The 26,505-nt window shown below is 67.6% G+C and carries 26 protein-coding genes; 16 read left to right on the top strand and 10 right to left on the bottom strand.

Going from position 1 to position 26,505, the window contains the following annotated elements; translation table 11 throughout:
- Positions 1-3: 3 nt before the first annotated feature.
- The 3 genes from OHB24_RS02290 to OHB24_RS02280 form a co-directional block, all read right to left on the bottom strand.
- Positions 4-804, bottom strand: a complete 801-nt coding sequence (locus tag OHB24_RS02290) for a hypothetical protein (protein WP_327637238.1) — start codon at positions 802-804, stop codon at positions 4-6.
- Positions 804-1,106: a hypothetical protein gene (locus OHB24_RS02285; RefSeq protein ID WP_327637237.1), complete on the bottom strand. Its 303-nt coding sequence runs from the start codon at positions 1,104-1,106 to the stop codon at positions 804-806. Before OHB24_RS02285 ends, OHB24_RS02290 begins: the two co-directional genes overlap by 1 nt.
- A 103-nt stretch (positions 1,107-1,209) precedes the next feature.
- Complete coding sequence (locus tag OHB24_RS02280; RefSeq protein WP_327637236.1) at positions 1,210-1,842, bottom strand: hypothetical protein; 633 nt, start codon at positions 1,840-1,842, stop codon at positions 1,210-1,212.
- A gap of 9 nt (positions 1,843-1,851) precedes the next feature.
- Here OHB24_RS02280 and OHB24_RS02275 point away from each other — a divergent pair, with 9 nt between their 5' ends.
- The 10 genes from OHB24_RS02275 to OHB24_RS02230 all read left to right on the top strand — a co-directional run bounded on the left by OHB24_RS02275 (position 1,852) and on the right by OHB24_RS02230 (position 12,410).
- The gene (locus tag OHB24_RS02275; protein ID WP_327637235.1) at positions 1,852-2,259 is read left to right on the top strand and encodes a (deoxy)nucleoside triphosphate pyrophosphohydrolase; all 408 of its coding nucleotides are present in this window, start codon (positions 1,852-1,854) and stop codon (positions 2,257-2,259) included.
- A gap of 146 nt (positions 2,260-2,405) precedes the next feature.
- Positions 2,406-3,452, top strand: coding sequence for an ABC transporter permease (locus OHB24_RS02270; protein ID WP_327637234.1), 1,047 nt, complete (start codon positions 2,406-2,408; stop codon positions 3,450-3,452).
- A gap of 3 nt (positions 3,453-3,455) precedes the next feature.
- Entirely contained in the window at positions 3,456-4,460 is a 1,005-nt protein-coding gene (locus OHB24_RS02265) for an ABC transporter permease (protein WP_327637233.1), read from the top strand.
- A 14-nt stretch (positions 4,461-4,474) separates the two neighbouring features.
- Positions 4,475-5,545 (top strand): ABC transporter ATP-binding protein, encoded by a 1,071-nt coding sequence (locus tag OHB24_RS02260; RefSeq protein WP_327637232.1) that lies wholly within the window; start codon positions 4,475-4,477, stop codon positions 5,543-5,545.
- A gap of 16 nt (positions 5,546-5,561) precedes the next feature.
- On the top strand, positions 5,562-6,605 hold the full coding sequence (locus OHB24_RS02255; RefSeq protein WP_327637231.1) for an ABC transporter ATP-binding protein: 1,044 nt from the start codon (positions 5,562-5,564) through the stop codon (positions 6,603-6,605).
- A 211-nt stretch (positions 6,606-6,816) separates the two neighbouring features.
- Complete coding sequence (locus OHB24_RS02250) at positions 6,817-8,490, top strand: ABC transporter substrate-binding protein (RefSeq protein WP_327637230.1); 1,674 nt, start codon at positions 6,817-6,819, stop codon at positions 8,488-8,490.
- Positions 8,491-8,648: 158 nt separating this feature from the next.
- Positions 8,649-8,945 carry a LuxR C-terminal-related transcriptional regulator gene (locus OHB24_RS02245; RefSeq protein ID WP_327637229.1) on the top strand — a complete coding sequence of 99 codons (297 nt, stop codon included), beginning with the start codon at positions 8,649-8,651 and terminating at the stop codon, positions 8,943-8,945.
- Between the two features lie 57 nt (positions 8,946-9,002).
- A complete protein-coding gene (mshB, locus tag OHB24_RS02240; RefSeq protein WP_327637228.1) occupies positions 9,003-9,914 on the top strand; it encodes an N-acetyl-1-D-myo-inositol-2-amino-2-deoxy-alpha-D-glucopyranoside deacetylase in 912 nt (303 codons plus the stop codon).
- Between the two features lie 85 nt (positions 9,915-9,999).
- Positions 10,000-10,518, top strand: a complete 519-nt coding sequence (locus OHB24_RS02235) for a flavin reductase family protein (protein WP_327637227.1) — start codon at positions 10,000-10,002, stop codon at positions 10,516-10,518.
- A gap of 113 nt (positions 10,519-10,631) precedes the next feature.
- A complete protein-coding gene (locus OHB24_RS02230; protein ID WP_327637226.1) occupies positions 10,632-12,410 on the top strand; it encodes a VanW family protein in 1,779 nt (592 codons plus the stop codon).
- Positions 12,411-12,414: 4 nt separating this feature from the next.
- On the opposite strand, the gene OHB24_RS02225 is transcribed toward OHB24_RS02230, so the two are convergent.
- On the bottom strand, positions 12,415-12,843 hold the full coding sequence (locus OHB24_RS02225) for a type II toxin-antitoxin system PemK/MazF family toxin (RefSeq protein ID WP_327637225.1): 429 nt from the start codon (positions 12,841-12,843) through the stop codon (positions 12,415-12,417).
- A 54-nt stretch (positions 12,844-12,897) separates the two neighbouring features.
- Between OHB24_RS02225 and OHB24_RS02220 the strand changes: the two genes are divergently transcribed.
- Complete coding sequence (locus tag OHB24_RS02220; RefSeq protein WP_327637224.1) at positions 12,898-14,274, top strand: MFS transporter; 1,377 nt, start codon at positions 12,898-12,900, stop codon at positions 14,272-14,274.
- Here the strand turns inward: OHB24_RS02220 and OHB24_RS02215 are convergent.
- Positions 14,256-15,200 carry a GNAT family N-acetyltransferase gene (locus tag OHB24_RS02215; protein WP_327641005.1) on the bottom strand — a complete coding sequence of 315 codons (945 nt, stop codon included), beginning with the start codon at positions 15,198-15,200 and terminating at the stop codon, positions 14,256-14,258. The two genes, OHB24_RS02220 and OHB24_RS02215, sit on opposite strands and share 19 nt — an antisense overlap.
- Positions 15,201-15,300: 100 nt before the next feature.
- Between OHB24_RS02215 and fdxA the strand changes: the two genes are divergently transcribed.
- Positions 15,301-15,627, top strand: a complete 327-nt coding sequence (gene fdxA, locus OHB24_RS02210; RefSeq protein ID WP_184797405.1) for a ferredoxin — start codon at positions 15,301-15,303, stop codon at positions 15,625-15,627.
- A 46-nt stretch (positions 15,628-15,673) separates the two neighbouring features.
- On the opposite strand, the gene OHB24_RS02205 is transcribed toward fdxA, so the two are convergent.
- Complete coding sequence (locus OHB24_RS02205) at positions 15,674-16,627, bottom strand: hypothetical protein (protein WP_327637223.1); 954 nt, start codon at positions 16,625-16,627, stop codon at positions 15,674-15,676.
- 124 nt (positions 16,628-16,751) lie between these two features.
- Positions 16,752-17,711, bottom strand: a complete 960-nt coding sequence (gene dapD, locus OHB24_RS02200) for a 2,3,4,5-tetrahydropyridine-2,6-dicarboxylate N-succinyltransferase (RefSeq protein ID WP_327641004.1) — start codon at positions 17,709-17,711, stop codon at positions 16,752-16,754.
- A 102-nt stretch (positions 17,712-17,813) separates the two neighbouring features.
- Between dapD and OHB24_RS02195 the strand changes: the two genes are divergently transcribed.
- The 4 genes from OHB24_RS02195 (at position 17,814) to OHB24_RS02180 (ending at position 23,640) form a co-directional block, all read left to right on the top strand.
- Positions 17,814-18,662, top strand: a complete 849-nt coding sequence (locus OHB24_RS02195; RefSeq protein WP_327637222.1) for a phosphotransferase family protein — start codon at positions 17,814-17,816, stop codon at positions 18,660-18,662.
- On the top strand, positions 18,659-19,552 hold the full coding sequence (locus OHB24_RS02190) for an NAD-dependent dehydratase (protein WP_327637221.1): 894 nt from the start codon (positions 18,659-18,661) through the stop codon (positions 19,550-19,552). Before OHB24_RS02195 ends, OHB24_RS02190 begins: the two co-directional genes overlap by 4 nt.
- A gap of 94 nt (positions 19,553-19,646) precedes the next feature.
- Positions 19,647-20,384: a DUF3800 domain-containing protein gene (locus OHB24_RS02185; protein WP_327637220.1), complete on the top strand. Its 738-nt coding sequence runs from the start codon at positions 19,647-19,649 to the stop codon at positions 20,382-20,384.
- Between the two features lie 181 nt (positions 20,385-20,565).
- The gene (locus OHB24_RS02180; RefSeq protein WP_327641003.1) at positions 20,566-23,640 is read left to right on the top strand and encodes a GH92 family glycosyl hydrolase; all 3,075 of its coding nucleotides are present in this window, start codon (positions 20,566-20,568) and stop codon (positions 23,638-23,640) included.
- A gap of 151 nt (positions 23,641-23,791) precedes the next feature.
- On the opposite strand, the gene OHB24_RS02175 is transcribed toward OHB24_RS02180, so the two are convergent.
- The 3 genes from OHB24_RS02175 to OHB24_RS02165 form a co-directional block, all read right to left on the bottom strand.
- Complete coding sequence (locus tag OHB24_RS02175) at positions 23,792-24,790, bottom strand: LacI family DNA-binding transcriptional regulator (RefSeq protein WP_131285633.1); 999 nt, start codon at positions 24,788-24,790, stop codon at positions 23,792-23,794.
- 69 nt (positions 24,791-24,859) lie between these two features.
- A complete protein-coding gene (locus OHB24_RS02170; RefSeq protein WP_327637219.1) occupies positions 24,860-25,798 on the bottom strand; it encodes a ribokinase in 939 nt (312 codons plus the stop codon).
- On the bottom strand, positions 25,795-26,448 hold the full coding sequence (locus OHB24_RS02165; RefSeq protein ID WP_327637218.1) for a KpsF/GutQ family sugar-phosphate isomerase: 654 nt from the start codon (positions 26,446-26,448) through the stop codon (positions 25,795-25,797). The genes OHB24_RS02170 and OHB24_RS02165 overlap by 4 nt, the downstream gene beginning before the upstream one ends.
- Positions 26,449-26,505 lie beyond the last annotated feature (57 nt).

Raw genomic sequence — 26,505 nt, 5'->3', positions numbered from 1 at the left:
TCCTCAATTGATGATGCGCAGGTCGGAGAACCACCCGGCGGAGACCGCCATGATGTAGAAGTCGGTCAGGATCACGGTGAACAGCGACGTCATCGCGAAGGTGCCGTGCTTCGGGTTCAGCTTGGACACGAAGGTCCAGTACCGGTAGCGCATCGGGTGCTTGGAGAAGTTCTTCAGCCGGCCGCCGACGATGTGCCGGCAGGCGTGGCAGGACAGCGTGTACAGCCACAGCATCACCAGGTTCAGCCAGATGATCACCGTGCCGAGGCCGATGCCGAATCCGCCGCCCTCGCCGTGGAAGGCCTGCAGGCCGTCGTAGATGTTCAGCACACCGAAGATCAGCGCACCGTAGAAGAAGTAGCGGTGCAGGTTCAGCGCGACCAGCGGGAACTTCCGCTCACCGGTGTAGTTCTTGTGCGGCTCGGGAACCGCGCAGGCGGCCGGCGCGAAGAACAGCGAGCGGTACCCCGCCTTGCGGTAGTAGTAGCAGGTGCCGCGGAAGCCGGCCAGAACCACGAAGGTGATCAGGCTCAACGGCAGCCAGCGCGGGAATGCGCCGAACCAGGTGCCGAGGTGGCTGGCACCTTCGACACACGAACTGCTCAGGCAGGGCGAGTACAGCGGGGTGAGGTAGTGGAAATCGTCGACCCAGTACCACTTGCCCATGAAGATCCGGATCGTCGCGTAGACGATGAAGAAGCCCAGGATCACGCCGATGCGCAACGGCGCGAGCCACCATCGATCCGATCTTGCAGTCTTGAGGCCTATTTGAGCGCGGCCCGGCGCATCAACTCCCGTCGCCATCAGGGAGCGTGCCTGTCAGGCGCGCCGAAGCCTTCGTGTTCCGCGTCGGTCCACATGGACGCGTCATACTCCACGTCGGGAATCTCCTCGAGTTCCTCCGGAACGGGTCCGGGCCTGTGCCTGGGGTCGGGCGGGCCGAGCTCTGCGAGATCGTCGCTCAGCCGGGCCACATCGGACACCAGGCGGCGGATGCCGAGGGTGTCACCGTACTCCTGGCTGAGTTTGCCCACCGCCGCATGCAGCCCTTCGAGCGCGCGGACGACTGCGGCGATGTTGCCCTGGCCGCTGTTGCCTTCACCCATTGCCGACTCCAGTGATGGTTATGTAGCTGTCAGTATGGGCACACTTTGCCCCTGCCGAGCGCCCAACGGAAGACCCCTCGGTACGGCGTGTTTCCAGTTAGGCTTACCTCAGTTGCGAGTGTGCCGACGGGTGGAGTAATGGGGCGAATCCGGCCTGTAGGACAACGAGATTCGCCGGCGGCGTGAGTACTTCGACCTCGTGCAGACCACGTGGCCGCAGCCTTTCGGCGTACCCCTCCCAGGACCACGGCAGCACCTGCTGGTCGAGCACCAGCGCGGGCCTGCCGTCGAAGCGCACCATGGCGCCGTCCGGCAGTCCGGAGAAGTCCTGGACGGTCGTTCGCTGCCGCCTGGTGCGTGATTCGACCCGCTCGTGATGCAGTACGGCGTCCATCTCGGCGGCCCGTGGACGTTCGGGCAGACCGCGGCCGCTCGCCCACGCACCGGCGTACAGCAGGAAATCCCTGCGCCGGCAGTAATGACAGGGCCGATGGCCGGCGGCGAGCGCTACCGCTTCGTCGAAGAAGAACAGTGCGGTCCAGCGGCCGAGCGGCATCGGATCGCGGCGGATCCCTTTCCAGTCGAGGACACAGCAGATCCACGCCTTCGACCGCCAACGGGTCGTGCCGAGGCGGCGGTCGGGGCCGTGCAGGCTGCCGCGATTGCCCATCAGCAAGCCGCGGCCGGGGTAGGCGACGATCTCCTGGGTGGGCAGAACCCTGTTCTGCAACGGCATACCGGCATCATGCCGGACGCGGCTGACAGTTTCTGGCAGAGTCGCGACGTGCAGATCGTGGTGGGTGTTGCGGTAGTACGGGACGGCTTGGTGCTGGCGGCGTACCGGCCAGGGCCGGACGGCGGCTGGGAGTTCCCCGGCGGCAAGGTCGAGCCGGGGGAGACCGACGAACAGGCCGCGGTCCGCGAGCTCCGCGAGGAGCTGGACCTGGAGATCAAGGTCGGCGAGTCGCTGGGGCCCGGCGTGGACATCTCGGAGGCGTACCGGTTGCACGTCTACCGGGCCGTGATCGTCGGCGGCGATCCGGTACTGCGTGAGCACTCGGAGCTCCGGTGGTTCGTGCCGGAGGACCTCGACGAAAGCAACTGGCTGGTACCCGATCGTCCGTTCGTCAAGGTGCTCCGAACCCGCCAGTAGTGGCGGAAGTCACACCGGTCACGATTCGGTGACTAGCGTCGGCTTCCCATGGCGTCCACACTGCGAGATACGTAGGGTTCCCGGCAACCCGGCGAGCCCGGGTCAAAGGTGCGGGGTGCATCAGCACGGAAGACGGGTGACGGGCGATGACGCTGGGGGTATCGGAGACGCAGTCTCCCGATGAGGGATTGCCGACAGATGCTCTGGTCGAGACTGCCGAAGCGAAGGAGATCGAGGGCCGCTCGCCGGGGGAGATCGCGTGGGCACGGCTGCGACGCGACAAGGTCGCGATCATCAGCGCGGTCGTGATCCTGCTGATCATCGCGGTGGCGCTGCTCGCGCCGCTGATCGTGAAGCTGAACGGGTTCCCGCCCGATCAGTTCAACAAGCTCAACGAGAACGGGGACCCGTTGCTGAACACCCGCGACGGCGGTATCCCGATCGGCGGGTTGTGGGGCAGCGGTACGAGTTCGGAGCACTGGCTCGGCGTCGAGCCGCAGAACGGCCGCGACATCTTCTCGCGGCTGGTCTACGGCACCCGGGTCTCGCTGCTCGTGGCGCTCGGCGGCACCGTCATCGCGGTCGTGCTCGGCACGGTGATCGGGATGGTGTCCGGGTACTTCGGCGGCTGGGTCGACACGCTGCTCAGCCGGTTGATGGACATCATGCTGAGCTTCCCGTCGCTGCTGTTCGTGATGGCGCTGACACCGGTGGTCGCCTCGCGCGCCCAGGATCTGTTCGGCACCCCTGACAACAACACACTGCGAATGGGTGTGCTGATGTTCGTCCTCGGCTTCTTCGGCTGGGCCTACCTGGCGCGGATCGTCCGTGGCCAAACGCTTTCGCTGCGTGAGCGCGAGTTCGTGGAGGCCGCCAGATCACTCGGCGCCGGCCCGAACTACGTGCTGTTCCGGCAGGTTCTGCCGAACCTGCTGCCGACGCTGCTGGTGTACACGACGCTGCTGCTCCCGACCAACATCACCGCAGAGGCGGCGCTGTCCTTCCTGGGTGTCGGCATCAAGGAGCCGACCGCCTCGTGGGGCCGGATGATCTCCGACGCGTCGAACTGGATCGAGAGCAACCCGCTGTACCTGTTCTTCCCGGGGATGGCGCTGTTCATCACCGTGCTGGCGTTCAACCTGCTCGGCGACTCCGTCCGGGACGCCCTCGATCCGCGCGCCGGAAGGAGCTGACCGGTGGGCCGCTATCTCATCCGCCGCCTGATCCAGGCGGTGTTCGTGCTGATCGTGATCAGCGCGATCACGTTCTTCCTGTTCTGGGCCACGCCGGCGAACCCCGCGTTGCTCATCTGCGGAAAGAACTGCAACGCGGAGACGGTCGCGCAGGTCAACGCGACGTACGGCTTCGACAAGCCGCTGGTCGTGCAGTACGGCCAGTACATGCAGGGCCTGGTCAGCCCGGGTGGGCGCACGATCGGCTCCGAGGGCAACGAACGCAACTGCGCGTGGCCGTGCTTCGGTGAGTCGTACCAGAACGGCATCCCGGTCTGGAACTCGATCAAGGACGCGTTCCCGGCGACGCTGTGGCTGGCCCTCGGGGCCGCCGTCCTCTGGCTGTTCGCCGGCGTGATGCTCGGCCTGATAGCCGCGCTCCGCAAGGGCAAGTTCATCGACAAGCTGAGCGTCGGCCTGGCCCTGTTCGGGGTGTCCTTCCCGACGATCGTGTTCGGGTACCTGCTGTTGTTCCTGTTCATCGTCAAACTGAAGTGGATCCCGTTCCCCGACACGGCGAACGCCGCCTTGTTCACGGTGGGCCCGGTGAAATGGCTTCAGTTCTACATCCTGCCCTGGATCACGCTTGCGCTGGTGTTCGCGGCGCTCTACACCCGGATCACCAGGGCCAACATGATCGACACCATGAACGAGGACTACATCCGGACGGCCCGGGCCAAGGGCCTGGGCGAGCGGACAGTGGTCTTCAAGCATGGGCTGCGGTCCGCGCTGACCCCGATCGTGACGATCTTCGGCCTGGATGTCGGCGGCCTGCTCGGCGGCGCGGTGATCACCGAACAGATCTTCAGCATCACCGGCCTCGGCAAGTTCTCCATCGACTCCGTTCTCAGCAACGACCTGCCCGCGATCATGGGCGTGGTGCTGTTCGCGGCGATCTTCGTGGTGCTCGCGAACATCGTCGTCGACGTCCTGTACGCCGTCATCGACCCGCGCGTGCGGCTGTCCTGATCAGGTGAGGTGAGATGACCGAATCCGTGACCAGTGCGCCGCCGGCGGACACCCGCGCCGGAAAGCCGTTCCTGGAGGTCAAGGACCTGCAGGTGCACTTCCCGACCGACGACGGGCTGGTGAAGGCCGTCAACGGCCTGAACTTCACCCTCGAGCGCGGCAAGACGCTCGGCATCGTCGGCGAGTCAGGCTCCGGCAAGAGCGTGTCCAGCCTGGCCATCATGGGGCTGCACAAGGGCAGCAAGGCGAAGGTGACCGGCGAGATCTGGCTGGACGGCGCCGAACTGGTGTCGATGTCCGTGCCCGAGATGCGGGCGCTGCGCGGCCAGCGGGTCGCGATGATCTTCCAGGATCCGCTGTCGGCGATGCACCCGTTCTTCCGGGTCGGTGACCAGCTCACCGAGGCCTTCCTGGTGCACAACAACGCGCCGAAGGCGGTGGCCAAGAAGCGCGCGATCGAGCTGCTCGACCGGGTCGGCATCCCGTCGCCGGACAAGCGGTTCTACGACTATCCGCACCAGTTCTCCGGCGGGATGCGGCAGCGCGCGATGATCGCGATGGCGCTGATGTGCGACCCCTCGCTGCTGATCGCCGACGAGCCGACCACCGCGCTCGACGTCACCGTCCAGGCCCAGATCCTGGACCTGATGAAGGATCTGCAGAAGGAGTTCAACTCCGCGATCATCCTGATCACCCACGACCTCGGTGTGGTCGCCAAGATGACCGAGAACGTGGTGGTGATGTACGGCGGCCGCGTGGTCGAGTCGGGCAACGTCCGGGACATCTTCTACCGGCCCGAGATGCCGTACACCTGGGGGCTGCTCGGCTCGATCCCCCGGGTGAACCGCAGCGGCGACGGGCGGCTCAAGTCGATCCGGGGCACTCCGCCGTCGCTGATCAACCTGCCCAAGGGCTGCCCGTTCCAGCCGCGCTGCGACTACCAGGATCACGTCGAGGATGCGGTCTGCTCCACCGAACTGCCGGAACTGCTGCAGATCGGCCAGGAACCACATCGGGTGCGGTGTCATATCAGGTCCGAACAGCGCAAGCAGCTGTTCACCGAGCAGATCAAGCCGAGCCTCTGATGGCGGGGGAGCGCTGGTGAGTACGACGACATCTGCCGAGCAGACGACCGGCAAGGAGTCCGCGGGTGGCGAACTGCTGCTCGAGACGCGCGGGCTGCAACGCTATTTCCCGGTGACGCAGGGGATCATCTTCCAGCGGCAGACCGGCGCGGTGAAGGCGGTCGACGGGATCGACCTCAGCATCCACGCCGGCGAGACGCTCGGTGTGGTCGGTGAGTCCGGTTGCGGGAAGACCACCACGGGCCGGCTGGTGACCCGGCTGGACGAGCCGACCGGCGGCACGATCTCGTTCATGGGCTCGGACATCACCCACCTGAACCGGGCCCGGATGCGCCCGTTCCGGCGGGAGGTCCAGATGATCTTCCAGGACCCGTTCTCGTCGCTGAACCCGCGGCAGACGGTCGGCACCATCATCGCGGCGCCGTTCGAGATCCAGAAGGTGAAGAGCGAGAGCGGGACGAAGAAGTCGGTCCAGACCCTGATGGAACGGGTCGGGCTGAATCCCGAGCACTACAACCGCTATCCGCACGAGTTCTCCGGCGGCCAGCGCCAGCGGATCGGGGTCGCCCGGGCGCTCGCGCTGCGGCCGAAGCTGATCGTCTGCGACGAGCCGGTGTCGGCGCTCGACGTGTCGATCCAGGCCCAGATCGTGAACCTGCTCGAGGACCTGCAGGAGGAGTTCGGCCTCGCCTACCTGTTCATCGCGCACGACCTGTCGGTGATCCGGCACATCTCCGACCGAGTCGCGGTGATGTACCTCGGCAAGGTGGTCGAGACGGCCACCCGCGACGAGCTCTACAACCACTCCCGGCACCCGTACACGCACGCGCTGCTGTCCGCGGTGCCGGAGGCCGATCCGGACGCGGAGGAAGCGCGCGAGCGGATCCGGCTGACCGGTGACGTACCGAGCCCATTGAACCCGCCCTCGGGGTGCCGCTTCCGGACCAGATGCTGGAAGGCACAGGAGATCTGCGCTGCGGAAGAGCCGCCGCTGCTGCAGATCGGGGCCCCGGGCCATCAAGCGGCCTGCCACTTCCCCGAGGAACGGGACGTGGTCTGACGACTACACAGAGCGTTGGTCTGGTGTACCGACGGCATTGAAGGGATCACGATCCGGTCAAGCGGCCAAAAGCGCATTGCGCAGTTTGTGAACACGTGAGTTGATGACCGCCATCTGACGTAGATCACTTTCTGCGAGCCGCCGCGACCCGGCGACAAGTGTCAACACAAGGAAGGAAACACTGGCCATGGATCACCTCAAACGAACCGGAGTGGCAATCGCCGTTGGGTTCGGACTGAGCCTGACCGCGGTTGCCTGCGGCGGGGGAAACAGCGATACGCCGACCGGGCAGGCTTCGGCCGGTGCCAAGGGGGGCACCGTCACCGTCTACTCCGTCACCGACGTCGAGCACCTCGACCCGGCACGGAGCTTCGTCACCGACTCGAACATGATCGGCAAGCTGATCACCCGTTCGCTGACGGAGTACCGATACGACGGCAAGGCGAAGAAGATCGTTCTCGAGAAGGACCTCGCGGACAGCTACGAGGCCAGCCCGGACTTCAAGACCTGGACCTTCAAGCTGAAGGACGGGCTGAAGTACGAGGACGGCACGCCGATCGTCGCCGCCGACATCAAGTACAACGCCGAGCGGTCGTTCGCCGCCGACATGGCCGAGGGTGCGCCGTACGCGCACGAGTACCTCGACTGCAAGGGCTACAAGGGCCCGTACGTGTCGGGGAACAACGGCGGCAAGGGCTGCACGGCGATCGAGGTCCCGGACGAGAAGACGATCATCTTCAAGCTGAACCGCCCGGTCGCCTCGTTCGACGGTACGGCGAGCATGAAGGTCTTCGCGCCGGTCCCGAAGGCGAAGGACACCAAGACCCAGTACGACAACCACCCGGTGTCGAGCGGCCCGTACAAGATCGAGTCGTACACCCGCAAGAAGCAACTGGTGCTGGTCCGCAACACCAACTGGGACCAGAAGACCGACCCGATCCGCGACGCCCGTCCGGACAAGTTCATCTTCAAGTTCGGTGACGCCGAGGCGACCGTCGACCAGCGACTGATCGCGAACGGCGCGGCGGACCAGAGCTCGCTCAGCTTCGCGGGCGTGCAGCCGGAGAACATCGCCAAGACGAACCAGGCGAGCGTCAAGGACCGCGTGGTCGAGGCCACCGACATCTGCCGCCGCTACATCGCGTTCAACCAGCAGAAGCCGCTGCTGAAGAACCAGAAGCTGCGTGAGGCCCTGTACTACGGCCTCGACCGGACGAGCTACCGCGACGGTCGTGGTGGCGAGCGGCTCGCCAAGGTGGTCGACTCGATCATTCCGCAGGACATGGAGGGCTACAAGGCGGAGGAGACCTTCAAGGTTCCCGACGCGGGCGACCCGGCGAAGGCCAAGCAGTTGCTGACCGAGGCCGGCTACAAGGGCGAGAAGCTCGTCCTGGGTACGGCGGACTCCGGTCTGGCCGTGAAGGCCGCCGAGGCCGCTCAGGCGTCCTGGAAGGCCATCGGGGTCAACGTCGAGATCCAGAAGATCCCGGGTGACAACTACTACTCGACGCAGCAGCAGGACACCGCGGCGACCGACCTGATCACCGCCGGCTGGTGCTACGACTGGGCGAGCCTCACGACGATCGTTCCGTCCGTCTTCGGACCGGACACGACCGCGCCGGGCAAGTCCGCGCAGAACAACTACGCTCGCAGCCAGGCCGGCTGGGACAAGATGGAAGCGCTGACCAAGGAGACCGACAAGACGAAGATCGAGACCGGTCTGTCCGACCTGTACGTCGAGATCATGAAGACGGCTCCGCTGGTGCCGACCGTTCAGGACCTCAACGTGTACGTCGTGGGCTCGAACCTCGACAACGTGGTGGGCGACCCGAACACCGGTGGCTACCCCGACCTGACGCAGATCGGTGTGAAGAAAGTGAGCTGATCCCAGCACACTTCTGAGAAGGGCGGTGCCGTCACGGCACCGCCCTTCTTGCTGTTCACGCACAGCAACTGTATGGGTGGTTTGTATGGGTTGTACCTGGCACCTGGTCCGGCCCGGAGACGAGAATCCTTTCCTGAACTCTTGGGGAGGAGTGACGCATGTCGGTGTACCCGGCAATTTCGGCGGTGCGGCTCAAGGACGTCGCGCCCGAGGTCGTCTGTGAGGTCTACGAGCTCGGATCGCACCGGCGGACTCCCGCCGCGGTCAAGGAGCTGACCAGCCGCCAGGTGACGATCGGCCGGATGATGTCCACCGGTGCGAAGGACGCCGCGATCGCGCGCGACCTGGGGTTGTCGCTGCGGACCGTGCGCTCCGAGATCAGCGCGCTGATCGCCGGCCTCGGCGCGAAGTCGCGGTTCCAGGCCGGGTGCCTGCTGGTCCGCCGCTTCGGCTGACCCGCTCCCGGGAGAACTGCCGGAAGAACTGTCGGCGGGCCGACGTAGGCTTTCGGCATGGTTGAGCTTGCTGAGCGCCGGCTGATGCTGGTGCACGCCCACCCGGACGACGAAACCATCAACAACGGTGTGACGATGGCGCGGTACGTCGCGGAGGGCGCCCACGTCACCCTGATCACCTGCACTCTCGGCGAAGAGGGCGAGGTCCTCGTCCCCGAGCTGTCCCACCTGGCCGCCGACCAGGACGACGGCCTCGGCGAGCACCGGATCGGTGAGCTCGCGAACGCGATGGCCGAGCTCGGTGTCACCGACCACCGGTTCCTCGGCGGCCCGGGGAAGTACCGCGACACCGGGATGATCTACAACGACGAGGGCAACGCGGACGTCCCGCCGCAGACCCGTAAGGACAGCTTCTGGCAGGCCGACCTGGTCGCCGCGGCGAACGATCTGGTCCCGGTGATCCGTGAGCTCCGCCCGCAGGTCCTGGTGACCTACGACGAGTGGGGCAACTACGGCCACCCCGATCACATCAAGGCGCACCGCGTCGCGACGTACGCCGCCGCGCTGGCCGCCGCCCGGTCGTACCGGGAGGATCTCGGCCCGGCCTGGGACATCCCGAAGATCTACTGGACCGCGATGGCCGAGTCCCGGATGCGCGAGCAGCTCCGGGCGCTCCGCGACGCCGGTGACACCACCACGTTCGAGGGGATGGACCCGGACGGCCCGATGCCGCCGATGATCACGCCGGACCGGCTGATCGACTGCGTGATCGAGGGCGAGGAGTTCATCGACCGGAAGATGAACGCGATGAAGGCGCACGCCACCCAGATCACCGTCGACGGACCGTTCTTCGCGCTGTCCAACAACAACGGCAACCAGATCTGGGCCTCCGAGCCGTACCGCCTGGTCAAGGGCACCCCGGCCCCCGGCCCGGACGGCGTGGAGCGCGACCTGTTCGCGGGCCTGTAGACGATTCACCCCGGCGAGGTGTGAGGTGACCGTTCCCACACGCTCGGTTGAGGCATCAACCTGTCGGCAGGCATAACCTGCTGAGGTGTCCTCAACCGAGTCGAGTGGGAGCGTCCCACCTGCGGAGTTCCGCGCTGCGCTCGGCCAGTTCGCGTCGGGGATCACGATCATGAGCACGCTGCAGGACGGCGTCGCGCACGCGATGACCGCGAACGCGTTCACCTCGGTCTCGCTCGATCCGCCGCTGGTGCTGGTCTGCGTCGACAAGGGCGTCCGGATGCACTCCGCCGTACTGGACTGCGGCTACTGGGCCGTGTCGGTGCTGTCCGGGGCGCAGCGGGCGATCGCGGAGCGGTTCGCGCGGTCCGGGCGGGACCTGTACAGCCAGTTCGACGGCATCGGTACGACGGCCGGCCCGAAAACCGGCTGCCCGACCGTCGACGGCGCCCTCTCGTGGCTCGAGTGCCGGACCTGGGCGACGTACGACGGGGGAGACCACACGATCGTGGTGGGCGAGGTGCTCAGCCTCGGGACGGGCGATCCGGGCGACCCGAGCGCCTTGATCTACCATTCCAGTCACTACCGGGAACTGCCCGGAAACTGATCGTTACCGGCGGGGCATCGCGGGGCAGCCCCGACGGTCGGTGGGGCCTGCCCCGTCCCGTAGGATGTCCGCTTGTGCCCTGACCAAGCGCTCGAGCGGGAGGACTCTGTCCGGTGGGGAGAAAGCAGCTCGCGGGGATCATCGCCGCCGCGGGGCTCGGTGTTGTCGTCGTGGGCTACGGCGCGGCGTTCGCGTTCGCCGGAGCCAAGATCCCGACGGACACGACCGTGCTCGGCATCCCGATCGGCGGCCTGTCCGAGGACGACGCGAAGACGAAGCTGACCGCGGGTCTCAAGGACCGCGTGGCGGCGCCGATCGCGCTGAAGGCGGGCGACGCCAAGTTCCAGGTGCTGCCGGCCGACGCCGGGCTCTCGGTGGACGTGGACAAGACCGTCGACGCCGCGGGCGCGGGCCGCAGCCTGGCCCCGGGCCGGATCTGGCACGCGCTGAGCGGCGGGGACGCGGTCGAGCCGGTCGTCACCAAGGACGACGCGAAGCTGAAGGCCGCCGTCGAGAAGCTGGCCGGCCAGGTGAATCGCAAGGCCACCGAGGGCACGATCACCTTCAAGGGCACGCAGCCGGTGAAGCACGACCCGGCCGACGGCCTGCAACTGGACTCCGCGAAGGCGGTCGACGCGGTGCTCGCGGCGTACCCCTCGGACGGGACCCCGAAGGAACTTCCGGCCGGCGTGACCAAGCCGCAGGCCGCCACCGAGGCGATCGACAAGGCGCTGAAGGAGTTCGCCGAGCCCGCGATGTCGGGGCCGGTCCGGCTGACGGTCGGGTCGAAGTCGGTCGAGCTGGAGCCGGCCGAGCTGGCACCGGCGCTGGCGGTCAGCGTGCAGGAGGGCAAGGTCATCCCGGCGCTGGGCACCAAATCGCTGGAGCCGCTGTTCCTGCAGCGGTTCAAGACGCTGGAGACGCTACCGAAGGACGCGACGGTGCAGATCGTCGGCGCCGGGCCGAAGGTGGTCCCGGCGGTCAACGGCATGGTCGTCGACCGGGCGAAGGTCGGTGCGGCGATCCTCGCGATCCTGCCGAAGCCGACCGGTGAGCGGCGGGCCGCCGTCCCGCTGACGCCGACCCCGGCGAAGTTCACCACCGCGCAGGCGACCGCGCTCGGGATCACGCAGAACATCGGCGACTTCAAGACCGAGTTCCCGCACGCGCCGTACCGCAACACCAACATCGGTACGGCGGCGGCCAAGATCAACGGCACGCTGCTGAAGCCGAACGAAGAGTTCAGCCTGAACAAGGTCGTCGGCGAGCGGACCAAGGAGAACGGGTTCGCCGAGGGGTACATCATCAGCGGCGGCAAGTTCGAGAAGGACTTCGGCGGCGGTGTCTCGCAGTCGGCGACCACCACCTTCAACGCGGCGTTCTTCGCCGGGCTGAAGATCGTCGAGCACAAGGCGCACAGCGTCTACATCAGCCGCTACCCGGTCGGGCGTGAGGCGACCGTTGCCTGGGGGTCGGTCGACCTGAAGTTCCTGAACGACTCCGGGCACGGCCTGCTGGTGCAGACGATCTTCAAGGCCTCGACCCCGGGCAGCAAGGGCAGCATCCGGGTCATCATCTGGGGCACCAAGTTCGTCGACATCACCGCCGGGCAGTCGGCGAAGACGAACTTCCGCCAGCCGGGCCTCGTCTACAACACGGCCGCGAAGTGCGAGCCGCAGGCGCCGACCGCGGGCTTCGACATCACCATCTACCGGTACTTCGCGAAGAACGGCGTACGGCAGAAGACCGAGTCGTTCACCACGAAGTACAACGCGGCCGACGACATCCGCTGCGGGCCGAAGCCGGGCACCACCGTGACTCCGCCGCCGGGCGGGATCTCGACCCCACCCGGCCGGAAGCCGGGTGTCACGACGACCCGGCCGCCCAGCTGATCCTTCAGCCGCGGTTGAGGTCGTGCAGTCCGGCCGCGACCTGATCGAAGATCGATTCTTCGATCACGGCGCCCTCGCGGCGGACCTGTTGCGGGTCGATGCGGAGGACGCGGTCCAGTCGAACTTCGCTGGGCCGGTTCTCCTTGTCCCAGGTCCCGCTGCCGATGTCGAGCCAGACCCGGCCCCAGCGCGCCTCGTCGGCGGCGTCGCGGTCGTGGTCCTTGCTGGTGAGGATCAGCGCCAGCAGGAACGGCTCGTCCCAGCCGACGACCAGCACGGGGCGGTCCTTGCCGCGGCTGAAGTCCTCCTCGAACGGCACCCAGGTCCAGACGATCTCACCGGGATCCGCGACCCCGTCGTCCGGGTGCGGCGTGTACTCCACCCGCACCGTGCCTTCGAAGTCCCCCGGGTACGCGACCACATCATCCGCCATGCCACGGGAGCCTAACCTCCTCACATCTCGGGCACCTCACACCGTTCCACTGACGTGCTCACCCCGCAGACAAGAACCGTCCATCGCGGCGCGATCCTGGCCGTCCTGCTCACCGGTCAGTTCATGGCCAATATCGACACCGCGGTCGCCAACATCGCCGGTCCGTCGATCGGTGCCGACCTGCACGCCTCCGAGGGCGCCGTCGGCCTGGTCGTGTCCGGGTACGTCGTCGCGTTCGCCGTACTGCTGATCACCGGCGCCCGCCTCGGCTCGTCGCTCGGGTACCGGCGGACGTTCCTCCTCGGTCTGACGGTCTTCACCGCGGCCTCCCTCGCCTGTGGCCTCGCCCCCGGAACCGCCACCTTGGTCGTGGCCCGCTTCGTCCAGGGAGCCGGCGCCGCACTGATGGTCCCGCAGGTGCTCAGCGGCATCCAGCTGCACTTCCAAGGTCGCGACCGTCTCAAGGCGCTCGGCTACTTCTCGATCGCGCTGTCCGGCGGCGCGGTGGCCGGCCAACTGCTCGGTGGCGTCCTCATCGCCGCAGATCTCTTCGGTACCGGCTGGCGCCCGATCTTCCTCGTCAACGTGCCGATCGGCATCGTCCTCGTCATGGCCGGCCGTCGCCTGCTGCCCGCCGATCCGCCAGGACATCGCGACCGCCTGGATCTTGGCGGCGTACTCGCCTTGTCCACAACGGTTCTGCTCGTCATCGTTCCGTTGCTGCTCGGCTCCGAACGCGGCTGGCCGACCTGGTCCTGGCTGTGCCTCCTGCTCAGCGTCCCAGCGCTGGTCCTCTTCGAGTACGGCGAACGTCGCGCAGCCGGCCGGGGTGGTCGCCCACTGATCGCACGCCCGGTCCTCAGCAACCCGTCTGTCCGCGCCGGTCTCCTCGCCCACGGCTGTACTTCGGGCACGTATTTCGCCCTGCTCTTCGTGCTCGCCCTCTACCTCCAGGGCGGTCTGCACAAAGGACCGGCGTACTCCGGCTTCGCGATGGTCATTTGGGTCGCCACGTTCGGCCTGGCCGGACCGATCCTGCCCCGACTGCGACGGGGAGTGCGGTGGATGCCTCTCATCGGCTGCCTGGTCCTGGCGGTCGGGTACCTGTCTGTGCTGATGTACCTGCTGCTTGGCGGCAGCGCCGGGCCGCTTCTGTTCGCGCTACTCGGAATAGGCGGGCTGGGGCTCGGAATCACCTCCAACACCCTCATCGGCGTTGTCACGTCCAGCCTGTCGTCGCAGTACGCCGCTGACCTGTCCGGAGTGGTCGCCACGAACGCACAGCTGTCTGGAGCGCTGGGCGTCGCGATAGCCGGTTCTACCTACGCTGCGCTGGCTGACGACCCCGGTCGGGCGCTGGGGGTCGTACTAGCGGGATTCATTGTGCTGACGCTCATCGGAGCGCGTGCGGCTCACCGACTGGTCAGGTAGCGGTAGCGATAGGCCTCGCGGTAGCCAAGACGGGTGTACGTCGTCATCGCGGCGGTGTTCTCGACGAGCACCTCCAGATAGGTGCGGCGGCCGCCGTGCGGGCCTGCCCAGCGCGCCAGCGCCTGCACGATCGCCGTACCGAGGCCACGGCGGCGGTAGCCGTCAGTGACACGGATCGCGTCCACACCGAGCCAGTGCCCGGTCATGGACCCGCGCCCCACCGCGACCACGACGTCGTCCAGCACGATCGACGCGAACGCCACCTTCGGGGCGCCTTCGAGGACTTTGGGTGCGACATCCGGCACCGGGCCGTCGAAAGCGGTCCCGTACCACGCGTCGTTCGGCGCCTCGGCGAGCTGTACGTCGTACTCGGGCGAGCCGTTCACGTGGTCGAGCGTGGTGTGCATGACGAGTACGTCGGACTGCTCCGGACGGGCGTCTACCCAGCCGCAGGCGCGGATCTCCTCGTCGTACGGGCTGCCGACGCGGACGAGGGCCTGTGCCCGTAGGCCGTGCTGGTCGTAGAACGCGATCGCGTGCTGGAGAGCGTCCGCGACCGGCATACCGGGGTCGCCCGCGGGCAGGAGCGAGTTGCCGCGGCCCGTCCAGCCCGACGATGCCCGGAGCAACCAGTGGCCGACGTACGCCGTCTCGACCGCTGGGCGGCCCAGTGCGGTGGTGAGGAAGAGTTGGTCGACGTCCACCGGACGGAGCGGCATCTCGGGGATGGTCTTGGCCGCGGTCACGTCGGCAGCCAGGATCTCGTGTAATTCGCCGTCGGCGTGGCGGACAGTGACGAGATCGGGGGTCCACGCCTGCAGAACGCCGATGACATCGGTCAGACCGCCCGGTATCCGGTGCCGGACGACGACACGGTGGCCGATATCACGGGCACCCAGGCCTGACACGATCCGGACTCCTGGCACAGTGGTCAACGTACTACCGTGATACTAGAGACACCGTGCACCACCGCATCGCAGCACCCCGGAATCCCCGCTGCGCTTGCCTGCCATAGGAGGAGTAGCAGTGACCTACGTCATCGCGCAGCCGTGTGTTGACCTGAAGGACCTCGCCTGTGTCGAGGAGTGCCCCGTCGACTGCATCTACGAGGGCAACAGGATGCTGTACATCCACCCCGACGAATGCGTCGACTGCGGAGCCTGCGAGCCGGTCTGCCCGGTGGAGGCGATCTACTACGAAGACGACACCCCGGAGCAGTGGAAGGACTACTACACCGCGAACGTCGACTTCTTCAACGACCTCGGCTCGCCGGGCGGTGCGTCCAAGCTCGGCAAGATCGACAAGGACCACGCGTTCATCGCCGCACTCCCGCCCCAGGAACACGACGAGTAACTGGATGATCACAATGGGACGCTCCAGGTGGGCGTCCCATTGTCATTTACTGCTCCAGAACGTCGACGTGGACGTGGTCGAGGTGGCGGAGGATCTTCGGGTCGCCGGAGCGTTCGGGCGGGGTGTAGTCCCGCCAGCCGGAGTCCGACCGGCCGCCGGCGGTCCAGATCTTGTCGCTGAAGATGACCGTCTTGATCTTCAGCAGGTCCGCCCGGGCGACCAGGTACTGCGCCATCGCCCAGCCCTTCGTGGTGTTGGCCGCCGAGATCGGCCGGACGAACACGTCGACCGCCCGTCCGTCGTAGTGCGCCGACCCCTCCATGTGCCCGGAGTTCACCCCGCCCACGGCGTACCCACCGGTCGGCACCTTCCCGAACGTCCGGATCAGATCCTTCCGTACGGCGTCCGCGCGCGGCGTCAGCCCGCTACTGCCCATCGTCTCCTGCGGCACCGCGTCGGTGTTCACGGTGCAACTGAAGACGCTCTTCGACTGCCCGGTCAGCGCTGAGGCCAGTACGCGGGCATCCGCCTCGTGGTCGGCGTACGCGTTCGGGAACGCGCTGCGCTGCACCTTGTCGGCCGCGACCGTGATCGCGAGTGTCTGGTAGTTCTTGATCTTCACGAGCGCGTCGTAGAACTTCCCGGCCGCGTAGTGCGGGTCCTGCACCTGTTTCGCCGTACCCCAGCCCTGTGACGGCCGCTGCTGGAACAGCCCGAGCGAGTCCCGGTCACCGTGCGCCAGGTTCCGCAGACCGGATTCCTGGTACGCCGTGGCGAGCGCGATCGTCGCCGCGCGGGCCGGAAGACCCCGCCGTACGGCGACGCCAGCGATGATCGCCGCCGACTCGGCCTGCTCGAAGTCGACCACGACCATCTGCCCGCCGACCGACGCCGAACACTCCTCGGTCGGCGGCAGGAGGTTCCCGACGTGCTTCCCGCCGAGCCAGGCGATGCCGACCCCGACCGCAAGGCTGAGCACGCCGATGCCCCCCACGGCCACTAGGGCACCACGCTTTATCGGCATACCGCTCCCAACGTCTGAGGGCGGGCGACAGGTTCCTGCCTCACGAACAGATTGACGTGCCGAGCCTCACGCCGGTTCGCACATTCATACTTTCGGACGATCAGGCGTTCGCGTGCAGCGCCTCGTTGAGCGTGATGCCTTCGCCCTTGCGCGGGCGGGCCTCCACCGCGCCGGTGACCGAGTTGCGGATGAACAGCAGTCCGGGCTGCCCGGACAGGTCGCGGGCCTTGACCACGCTGCCGTCCGGGAGGGTGACCTTGGTGCCGGCGGTCACGTACAGCCCCGCCTCGACCACGCAGTCGTCGCCGAGCGAGATACCGGTGCCGCCGTTCGCGCCGAGCAGGCAGCGCTTGCCGATCGAGATGACCTGCTTGCCGCCGCCCGACAGCGTGCCCATGATCGACGCGCCCGCGCCGATGTCGCTGCCGTCGTCGACCACCACACCGGCCACGATCCGTCCCTCGACCATCGACGTACCGAGGGTGCCGGCGTTGAAGTTCACGAACCCCTCGTGCATGACCGTCGTACCGTCCGCGAGGTGCGCGCCCAGGCGGACGCGGTCCGCGTCGCCGATCCGGACCCCGGACGGTACGACGTAGTCCGTCATCCGGGGGAACTTGTCCACGCTCGTCACGCTCAGGTGCTGACCGGCCGCGCGGGCCCGCAGCCGCACGCTCTCGATCTGCTCGACCGGGACCGGGCCGTGCGACGTCCACGCGTTGTTCGGGAGGGCGCCGAAGATGCCGTCCAGGTTCACGCCGTGCGGGCGGACCAGACGGTGGCTCAGGAGGTGCAGCCGCAGGTACGCGTCCGCCGTACCGCTCGGGGCCGCGTCCAGCGCGATCTCGGTCGCCACGACCTCACGCCGTACCTGCCGGAGCTCGTCGTTGCCCTCCGCCGCGATGAGCTCGGCCGGAGCCTTCACGTCGTCCGGCTGCGTCCCGAGCTCGGGCGCCGGGAACCAGACATCCAGGACGTCCCCAGCGGTCGTAACGGTGGCGAGGCCGAAGCCCCAGGCGTGCGTGGCGTTCTCGGTCACGCCTCCGCTTCGCTCCGGCATGCCCGAGATCTCGACTGCGCCTATCGTTCGCTCGCTTCGCTCGCTCATGCCCACACCCTAATTCGGCGGCGCCCGACGGCCGGACCATGGTCTACTTTTCGGATGCTTCCGGCCTGGCTCGATGTCGTGTCCGATCCGGTTCTGGAAGCCACCAAGGCGCCTGCTGTCGCGGAGCTGCACGGAGAGTTGCTTCGGCAGTGGGGATCTTCCGAGGTGTGGCGGTTGTCCTTCGGGCTGAACAGCGTGATCGTCAAACGGGGCACCGACGGGCAGGCCGACGAGGCAGCGGCGTACGAGCGGTTCGTCGTACCGCTGGAGCTGCCGGCGCCCTCATTGATTCACCGGGATCGGTCCGACGGCGTCGGCATCCTGGTCTTGGAGGATGTCGGGCGGGTGACGCTGGAGCAGGAGCCGACCGCCGAAGGGTTCGTGGCGGCCGCGGAGCTGCTCGCGACGATCCGGAAGCACCCGGTTGGCGGGCCGAGCGAGTTCCCGCCGGAGCGGGTCAAGGAGCTGGCGGACCGGATCGGGCGGATCGGGTTCGATCTCGGTCCGCTCACCGAGGCGCTGGCCGGACTGCACCGGGACGCGCCGACGGCCGTCGTGCACGGCGATTACGTACCGAAGAACCTGGTCACCGACGGAACGCGATGGACGGCGATCGACTGGCCCGGGGCGTACACGGCGCCGCATCTGAGTGATCTCTACACCCTGGTCCGCGATGCCGTTGCCCTCGGCCACGACCGCGCGCCGATCGTTGCGCACTACCTCGAGGCGGCCGGCGGGAATCCGGCGCTGGTCGAGCGTCAGATCCTCGTCGGTGGTGGCTGTTTCTACCTGGTGGCGCTTTCTTTTATCGTCGAGGAAGGGCTGCGGACGATCCCGGAGTCCGCGAGCTGGATCGACGGGCTGCTGAGCGAACTCGAGGACGTCGTCGGAGCGCTCGCATGAAGCTGCTCGTGCTCGGCGGCACCAAGAACCTCGGTCGGCACGTCGTGGAGGCCGCTTTGGCGGACGGTCACGAGGTGACGCTGTTCAACCGCGGGCAGACGAATCCTGAGCTCTTCCCGTCCGTACGCCGGATCGTCGGCGACCGCGCCGCTCCGGAGGCGCTGAATGACGGCGAATGGGACGGCGTGATCGACATGTCCGGCTTCCTGGTCCGGGACGTCTCGCTCAGCGCGTCCATACTCCGGGACCGCTGCGGTCACTACACGTACATGTCCTCGATCGCCGTGTACGCAAGCAAGACCACGCCCGGTATGACGGAATCCGCGCCGCTGCTGCCGTGGCCGGCCGGCGCCCCCGAGGACCACTTCACGATGGACCTCTACGGCCCGTCGAAGGTCCGCAACGAATCGTTGCTCACCGCCACCTTCGGCGACCGCACCGCCGCCGTACGCTCCGGCTTCGTCGTCGGCCCCTACAACCCCGACTTCGGCAACTGGGGCTGGGCCCTGGCCCACGACCTCCCGATGGAATGCGCCGCCCGCCCCGACCAGCCCATCCAATACGTCGACGCCCGCGACCTGGCCGCCTTCCTCCTCCACCTCACCGTCCACCGCATCCCCGGCCCTTTCAACGCAGTAGGCCCCACGCGGACGATGGCGGAGTTGGCCGACGCCTGGCGCACCGCCGTACCCAACCCCCACCCCATCAACTGGTCTCCACCCGAAGACCGCTTCCACCTCCCCCACAACGGCACCAACGACGGCACCTTCCAACTAGACAACACCCAAGCCCTACGCGCCGGCCTCCAACTCCGCCCCGACGAGGACACAGCCCGCGACTACACCACCTGGCTAAAAGCCGGCAACATCCCACCACCCCCACCCCACTGATCTTTGGGGCAACCCGGGGCATTGCGGGGCAGATATCCACAGGTGCGCTTCGCGGCCCGCCGTACCTGGTTCTCGGCACCTAGGGTGTCGGTCCATGTACTTCGAACGACCGCTCGTGCGTGCCTACGTCGACGAGACCGGCGACCGCGGACTGTCGCCGCGCTCGTCGCGGTACTTCGGCATGGTCGCGGTGGTCGTCGCCGACGAGGACGACGCGGTCCTGCGCCGGGCGATCGCGCAGTGCCGTCGACGGCTGTCGGTGCCTGTCGGCAAGCCGCTGCATTGGACCGAACACGTGAAGAGATTTCCGCGCAGACAGTTCGTTGCGTCTCAGCTCGCGGCCGTGCAGGGCGTCGTGCTCAACATGGTTCTCGTCGAGAAAGCCGCCGTCGTCCAGGACATCTCCGATCAGGTGTCCTTCTACAACTTCGTCGCTGGGCGTGTACTGGAGCAGGTCCTCGACACCGCGGACGATTGGCAGGGCGGCAGACGAGATGTCGTCATCAGCTTCGGGCATGTGCGTGGTTTCCGGCACGACGAGACGCTCGCCTGGTTCGAGAAGTTGCGGGCCCGGGACTCGGTCCACGCGCCCTGGGACCTGCTTCGAGGTAGGCCGGCGTTCCTGGGGCCGGGACAGCTCGACGGGTTGCAGGCAGCGGACCAGTACTGCGGCATGCTGCGTGCTGCCTTGGAGACGGACGAGTACGGCGGCTTCGAGCAGCACCACCTGATGGCTGTGCGACACCAGATCCGGCGGCCGGACGGGTTCGAGGGGATCGTGCTTCCGAGCACGATGGCGGCCTACCCGTGGTGGCCGGTGGGTGGGCTGTGATGCGACGAGGCCTTCGATGGTCCGGAGCGCCGCACCTTGCAGGCGGGTCTGGCAGCAGACCTGGCGTTCTCTCCGCGGCCATCGAAGGCCTCGTGTTCACGAGGATAGCAGCAGATGGGTCGAGTCCAGGATGGAAACATGGTGACGGGGGTGGGGTGGGGGTTCGTAGGATTGCGGCGTGATGATTGAGAGTGGTGGTGGGCCGGGTGGGTCGACCAGTTCGCGGGCTGGGTTCAGTGGGGTTGACGGGACTCGGTACTCGGGGACGTCGGGTGGGCGGCTGGAAGTTGGGTTGCCTGGTGCGGGGCGGGTTGTCGCGGTGGGGGATCGGTTGCGGTACAAGGTTTATCCGGACCTCGACGCGGGACTGAGCTACTCGGCGACGTACGTGGCCGTCGAGGTGGTGTTTGCGGACGGGACGCGGCTGGACGGGGCGCGGGACCAGTACGGGCAGGCTGCTGATGCCGCGGGGCAGGGCGCCGCGAAGATCCTGTACGCCGACCAATGGAACGACGTACAGGTCGATCTGACCGCGGCCGCGGGGAAGACGATCGCGCAGCTCGTGCTCGTGGTGGATGCGCCCGAGGCAGGTCACGAGTTCGCGGGATGGATCGACGACGTCGAGATCGGCCCGGCGCCGGCGGAGCCCGATGGGTCGGATCTGACGGAGTACGTCGACACGCGCCGCGGAACCAACGCCAGCCACGACTTCTCCCGCGGGAACACGCTCCCGATCACCGCCTGGCCGAACGGCTTCAACTTCCTCACGCCGGTCACGAACGCCTCGACGCACCGCTGGCCGTACGAGTACCACCGCGCCAACAACGCGGACAACCGCCCCGAGCTGCAGGGCCTCACGTTCTCGCACCAGCCGAGCCCGTGGATGGGCGACCGCGATCAGCTGACGATCATGCCGGTCGCCGCCGCAGCGCCGCTGGGCGATCCCGCCGAGCGTGCCGCCGCGTTCAGTCACGACGACGAGACCGCCCGCCCCGACCTGTACGCGGTCGACCTCGCGAACGGTGTCCGCGCGGAGCTCACCCCGACCGACCACGGCGCGATCTTCCGCTTCACGTTCCCGCAGGACGCGCCTGGACGGCACCTGATCTTCGACACGATCGACGAGAACGGCGCCTTCGAGTACGACGGGAACGCGGTCACCGGCTGGGTCGAGAACGGCTCGGAAACCGGTCGCACCCGCATGTACTGCTACGGCGAGTTCTCCACGGCTCCCACCGCGTTCGGCGAAGCGCACGGTGGTCGAGCCAACGCCCGCGCCGCGACGTTCGACGTACCTGAGGTGACGCTGCGGTTCGCGACGTCCTTCATCGGCGTCGACCAGGCCCGTCACAGCCTCAAGCTCGAGCTCGCGGGCCGGTCCTTCGAGGAGATCCAGGCCGCGGCCAAGGCGGTGTGGAACGAGCGCCTGCAGGTCATCCGGCCGGAGGGCGCGACGCCGCCGCAGCTGCGGACCGTGTACGGCAACCTGTACCGGCTCAACCTCTACCCGAACTCACACTTCGAGAACGCGGGTACGCCGGACGCACCGGAGTACCGCTACGCCAGCCCGGTCCTGCCGACGGTCGGTACGGCGACCGCGCGCGAGACGAATGCGGTCGTGAAGGCCGGCAAGATGTACGTGAACAGCGGGTTCTGGGATACGTACCGGACCGCGTGGCCGGCGTACGCATTCTTCTACCCGGCGCTGACCGCGGAGCTGGTCGACGGATTCGTGCAGCAGTACCGCGACGGGGGCTGGATCGCTCGTTGGTCCTCGCCCGGGTACGCGGACTGCATGACCGGGACGAGCTCGGACGTGTCGTTCGCGGACGCGTACCTCAAGGGCGTGACGCTGCCCGACCCGTTGGCGACGTACGACGCCGGCTTGCGGAACGCGACCGTCGCGCCGGAGGCGACCGAGGTCGGGCGGAAGGGCGTCGAGACCGGGTTCTTCGCCGGGTACGTGAGCACCGACACCGAGGAGAGCGTGTCGTGGTCGCTCGAGGCGTACCTGAACGACTTCGCGCTGGCAGAGATGGCCACCCGCCTGGCCGACGACCATCCCGAGCGTCGTGATCAGCTGCTGGAGGAAGCGGAGTACCTGCGGCGCAGGTCGCTGAACTACGTGCTGCTGTTCGACAACGACATCAACTTCTTCCAGGGGCGCCGTCCGGATGGCGCATTCGCGAAGTCGACAGCTGACTTCGACCCCGAGGAGTGGGGCGGCGACTTCACCGAGACCGACGGGTGGAACTTCGCGTTCCACGTTGCGCACGACCCGCGCGGCCTGGCCAACCTGTACGGCGGACCGCGCGGCCTGGAGGCGAAACTCGACGCGTTCTTCGCGACCCCCGAACTCGCGGTGAAGAAGGGCACGTACTCGATCGTCATCCACGAGATGCTCGAGGCGCAGGCCGTCCGGATGGGGCAGTTCGGTTTCTCCAACCAGCCGGCGCACCACATCGCCTGGATGTACAACTACACCGGTACGCCGGCCAAGACCCAGGCGATCGCCCGCGAGGTCCTCGACCGGCTGTACGTCGGCGAGCAGATCGGCCAGGGCTACCCGGGTGACGAGGACAACGGCGAGATGTCCGCGTGGTACCTGTTCGCCGCACTGGGCCTCTACCCGCTGCGCGTCGGCGCCCCCGAGTACGCGATCGGCTCGGCGCTGTTTCCCCGCGTCACACTCAAGCCGCTCGGTGGGAAGCCTTTGACGATCACCGCGACCAACCCCGAACACCCTTACGTACAAGAGCTCCAGGTCGACGGCAAGCACTTGTCCGTAGCATCCATCACCCACGCGGACCTGACCGCCGCCGATCAAATCCAATTCACGCTAGGCGCCGAACCATCCGACTGGGCGACCCTGGAACACCCACCGGCGCTCACCTCCGACGACGCCGTCGCCACACCCCTCGTCGACCTCATCCCTGTCGACCCGAACAACCCGCTCTTCGACGACACCTCCACCACCGAAACCACCGTCGAACAAGCCACGTGGTCCCTCCCCGCCCCCGCAACCCCGACCCTCTACACCCTGACATCGGGCTCAGCGAACGCCCCCACCACCTGGCAACTAGAAGCCTCCACCGACGGCACCACGTGGACCCTCATCGACGAACGAACCAACCAAACCTTCCCCTGGCCCCACCAAACCCGCCCATTCACCATCAAAACCCCCGCCAACTACCAGCACTACCGCCTAACCACCCCCACACCAACAACCCTCGCCCAACTAGAACTCCTCCACTGACCCCGACGGCGCACCAAACCCATGCCCTGACCCGCCGAGTCGTGGAAATCGGCTCGGTTCGACAGCCTCAATCCACGACTCGGCGGTTCTGGGACGAACCAAACGCCACGACTGGGCGGGGGAGGCGAGAAGTCAGCCGCCGCTTGGGTGGTTACTTCTTCGGGGCGGACGTCGCTCGGATGTGGAGTTCGGTGCGGAGGGTGACTGTGGAGGGTGGGCGGCCGGGGGAGGCAGTTCGGTCCTTCAGGAGGAGGCCGGCGGTGCGGCCGAGTTCGTAGGTCGGCTGGGCGACGGTCGTCAGGCTGGGGACGACGAGGTCGGCCCAGGGGATGTCGTCGAAGCCCACGATCGCGATGTCGTCCGGTGCGCGCAGGCCCTTCTTCGCGAGGCATTCCAGGGCGCCGACGGTCATCAGGTTGTTGGTGGCGAACAGCGCCTCGGGCGGATCGGGGAGTTCGAGCAGGCTTTCCATCGCGGCGTACCCGCCGGCCTCGCGGAAGTCGGCGTGCCGGACCAGGTCCTTGTCGTACCGGATCCCGCCGGCCCGCAGCGCCGACCGGTACCCGGCCAGCCGGTCCATCGCCGTCGACACCTTGCGCGGGCCGGTGATGCAGGCGATCCGCCGGTACCCGCCGTCGATCAGGTGTTTGACGCCCTCGAAGGCGCCGTGCTCGTTGTCGACCAGCACCGTGTCGGCCTCGACACCTTCGACGCGGCGGTCGATCATCACGAGCGGGATCTTCGCGTTCGCGAGCAGATGAACGCCCTCGGCCGTCGAGGTCGGGGAGATCACCACGCCGGCCATCTGGTCGGTCAGGACCGCCGAGGCGTACGCCGCTTCCTTCGCGGAGTCCTCGTCGGAGTTGCAGAGTACGACGTGGTACCCCTCGGTCTGCGCGACGTCCTCGAGCCCGCGGACCAGCGAGGTGAAGAACGGGTTCTCGATGTCCGAGATGACGACCGCCCAGAGGTTCGTCGAGGACTTGCGCAGGTTCCGCGCGACCCCGTTGGGTCGGTACCCGAGCTCCGCGACCGCGGCCCGGACCTTCTCGGACAGCTCGGGGTCGACGTTCCGCCGGCCGCTCAGCACGCGTGACACCGTCGCCGGTGACACCCCCGACCTACGCGCGACGTCGTAGATCGTCGTCATACCCGCTCCCCGCTGGAGATCCGATGGTCGTCTGGATCGCACTCTAACTCCGATCCGCACCAAAGGATCTCATGGTGTCGCCGGCGCTCCATCCAGAAGTGCCAGCGCTGCGGCGTGTGAAGGGGCGGAGTCGGCGGCGCCGTTCACCGTGGTGGACAGGGCGCCTGCCGCGTTCGCCAGTCGTACGGCGTCCACCAGTTCGGCCCCGTCCGCGAGCGACGCGGCCAGCGAACCGCAGAACGCGTCGCCGGCGCCGACCGTGTCGACGGTGTCGACCTCGTGGGCGCTGATCCGCTCCTCGAACCCACCGACCCGGTCCAGGACATAGGCGCCTCGAGCCCCGAGCGTCACCACGCAGGCCCGCAGGTCCCAGTCCTCGGCGAGTTTGCGCGCGATCATCGGCACCTGTGACTCGTCCTCGCAGTCCAGTCCGGTGAGCGCAGCGGCCTCCACCTCGTTCGGCACCAGGATGTCGACGTACGACGCCAGTACCGGGTCGACCGGTCCGACCGGGGCCGGTGTCAGGATCGTGGTGACGCCCGCGGCCGAGGCGAGCCGGAGGGCGGTGTGGCTCGCCTCGACCGGGAGCTCGAGTTGCACGCTCAGCACCTTGCTCGCGGTCAGTACGCCCGTTGCCGCCTCGACGTCCAGCGCGGTGATCGCCGCGTTCGCGCGGGACACGATGATGATCGAGTTTCCGCCGTCCGGCAGCACCAGCGGCAGTCCGACCCCGGTGCCGAGCGACGGGTGCCGCACGACCCACGAGGTGTCGACCCCGTTCGCCGACAGCAGTTCCAGGAACTCCTCGCCGTACCGGTCCTCGCCGATCGTCCCGACGATCGCCGTCCGCGCACCCATCCGCGCCGCCGCGATCGCCTGGTTCACGCCCTTGCCGCCGAGGAACTCCGCGAACCCGGTGCCGTGCAGCGTCTCGCCCGGCAACGGCCGCCGCTCCGCCGACGCGACCAGATCCTTCATGAACGATCCGAGCACACAGACATCATTCATGCCTGGTCCTCCGAGAGACGCTTGCCCAAGGCACCGGACGGGTGGAACAGCGCGAAGTCGTGATGACTGAACTCCCGCAGTACGACGAGTGCGCACGCGAGCGCGTCGCCCATCGCGAGTGAGGCGGTCGTCGACGCGGTCGGCGCCAGGTTCAACGGATCCGCCTCGCGGAGAACCATCGTGTCCAGCGTGTACGTCGCCAGTTGCGCCAGCGTCGACTCCTCGCGTCCGGTCATCGCGATCACCGGGATCTGGCGGTCCCGCAACATCCGGGCGAACTCGCACACCTCGGCCGTCTCTCCGGATGCGGACAATGCCAGGACGAGATCGCGTGACGTCACCGCGCCGGAGTCTCCGTGCAACGCGTCGCCGGAGTGGATGAAAGTGGCCGGCGTACCGGTGCTCGCGAGCGTCGCCGCGATCTTTCGTCCGACCAGGCCGGACTTGCCGAGGCCGGTCACCACCAGGTGACCTTCGCATCGGGCGACCGCGACCAGCACGTCCAGGAAGACCCCGTCCAGGCGGTCGGCGAGCGCCGAGACGGCTGCGGCCTCGGTTTCGATGGCGTCCCGCGCCGCCTGCAGCCCCCTTGCCACCAGGTCTCTGGACAGCTCGTCGGCCGTGCGGTGGGCGGACGCACGGTTCGGCACAACTGGCATCCCAGTGCCTCTCATCTCAGAAATCGATTTCCGCAGATTAGGCAGCGG

The organism is Kribbella sp. NBC_00482, from assembly GCF_036013725.1.
Classification (GTDB): Bacteria; Actinomycetota; Actinomycetes; order Propionibacteriales; family Kribbellaceae; genus Kribbella.
The sequence above is the reverse complement of the archived record's forward strand: the minus strand, read 5'-3'. Positions and strand labels throughout refer to the sequence as shown.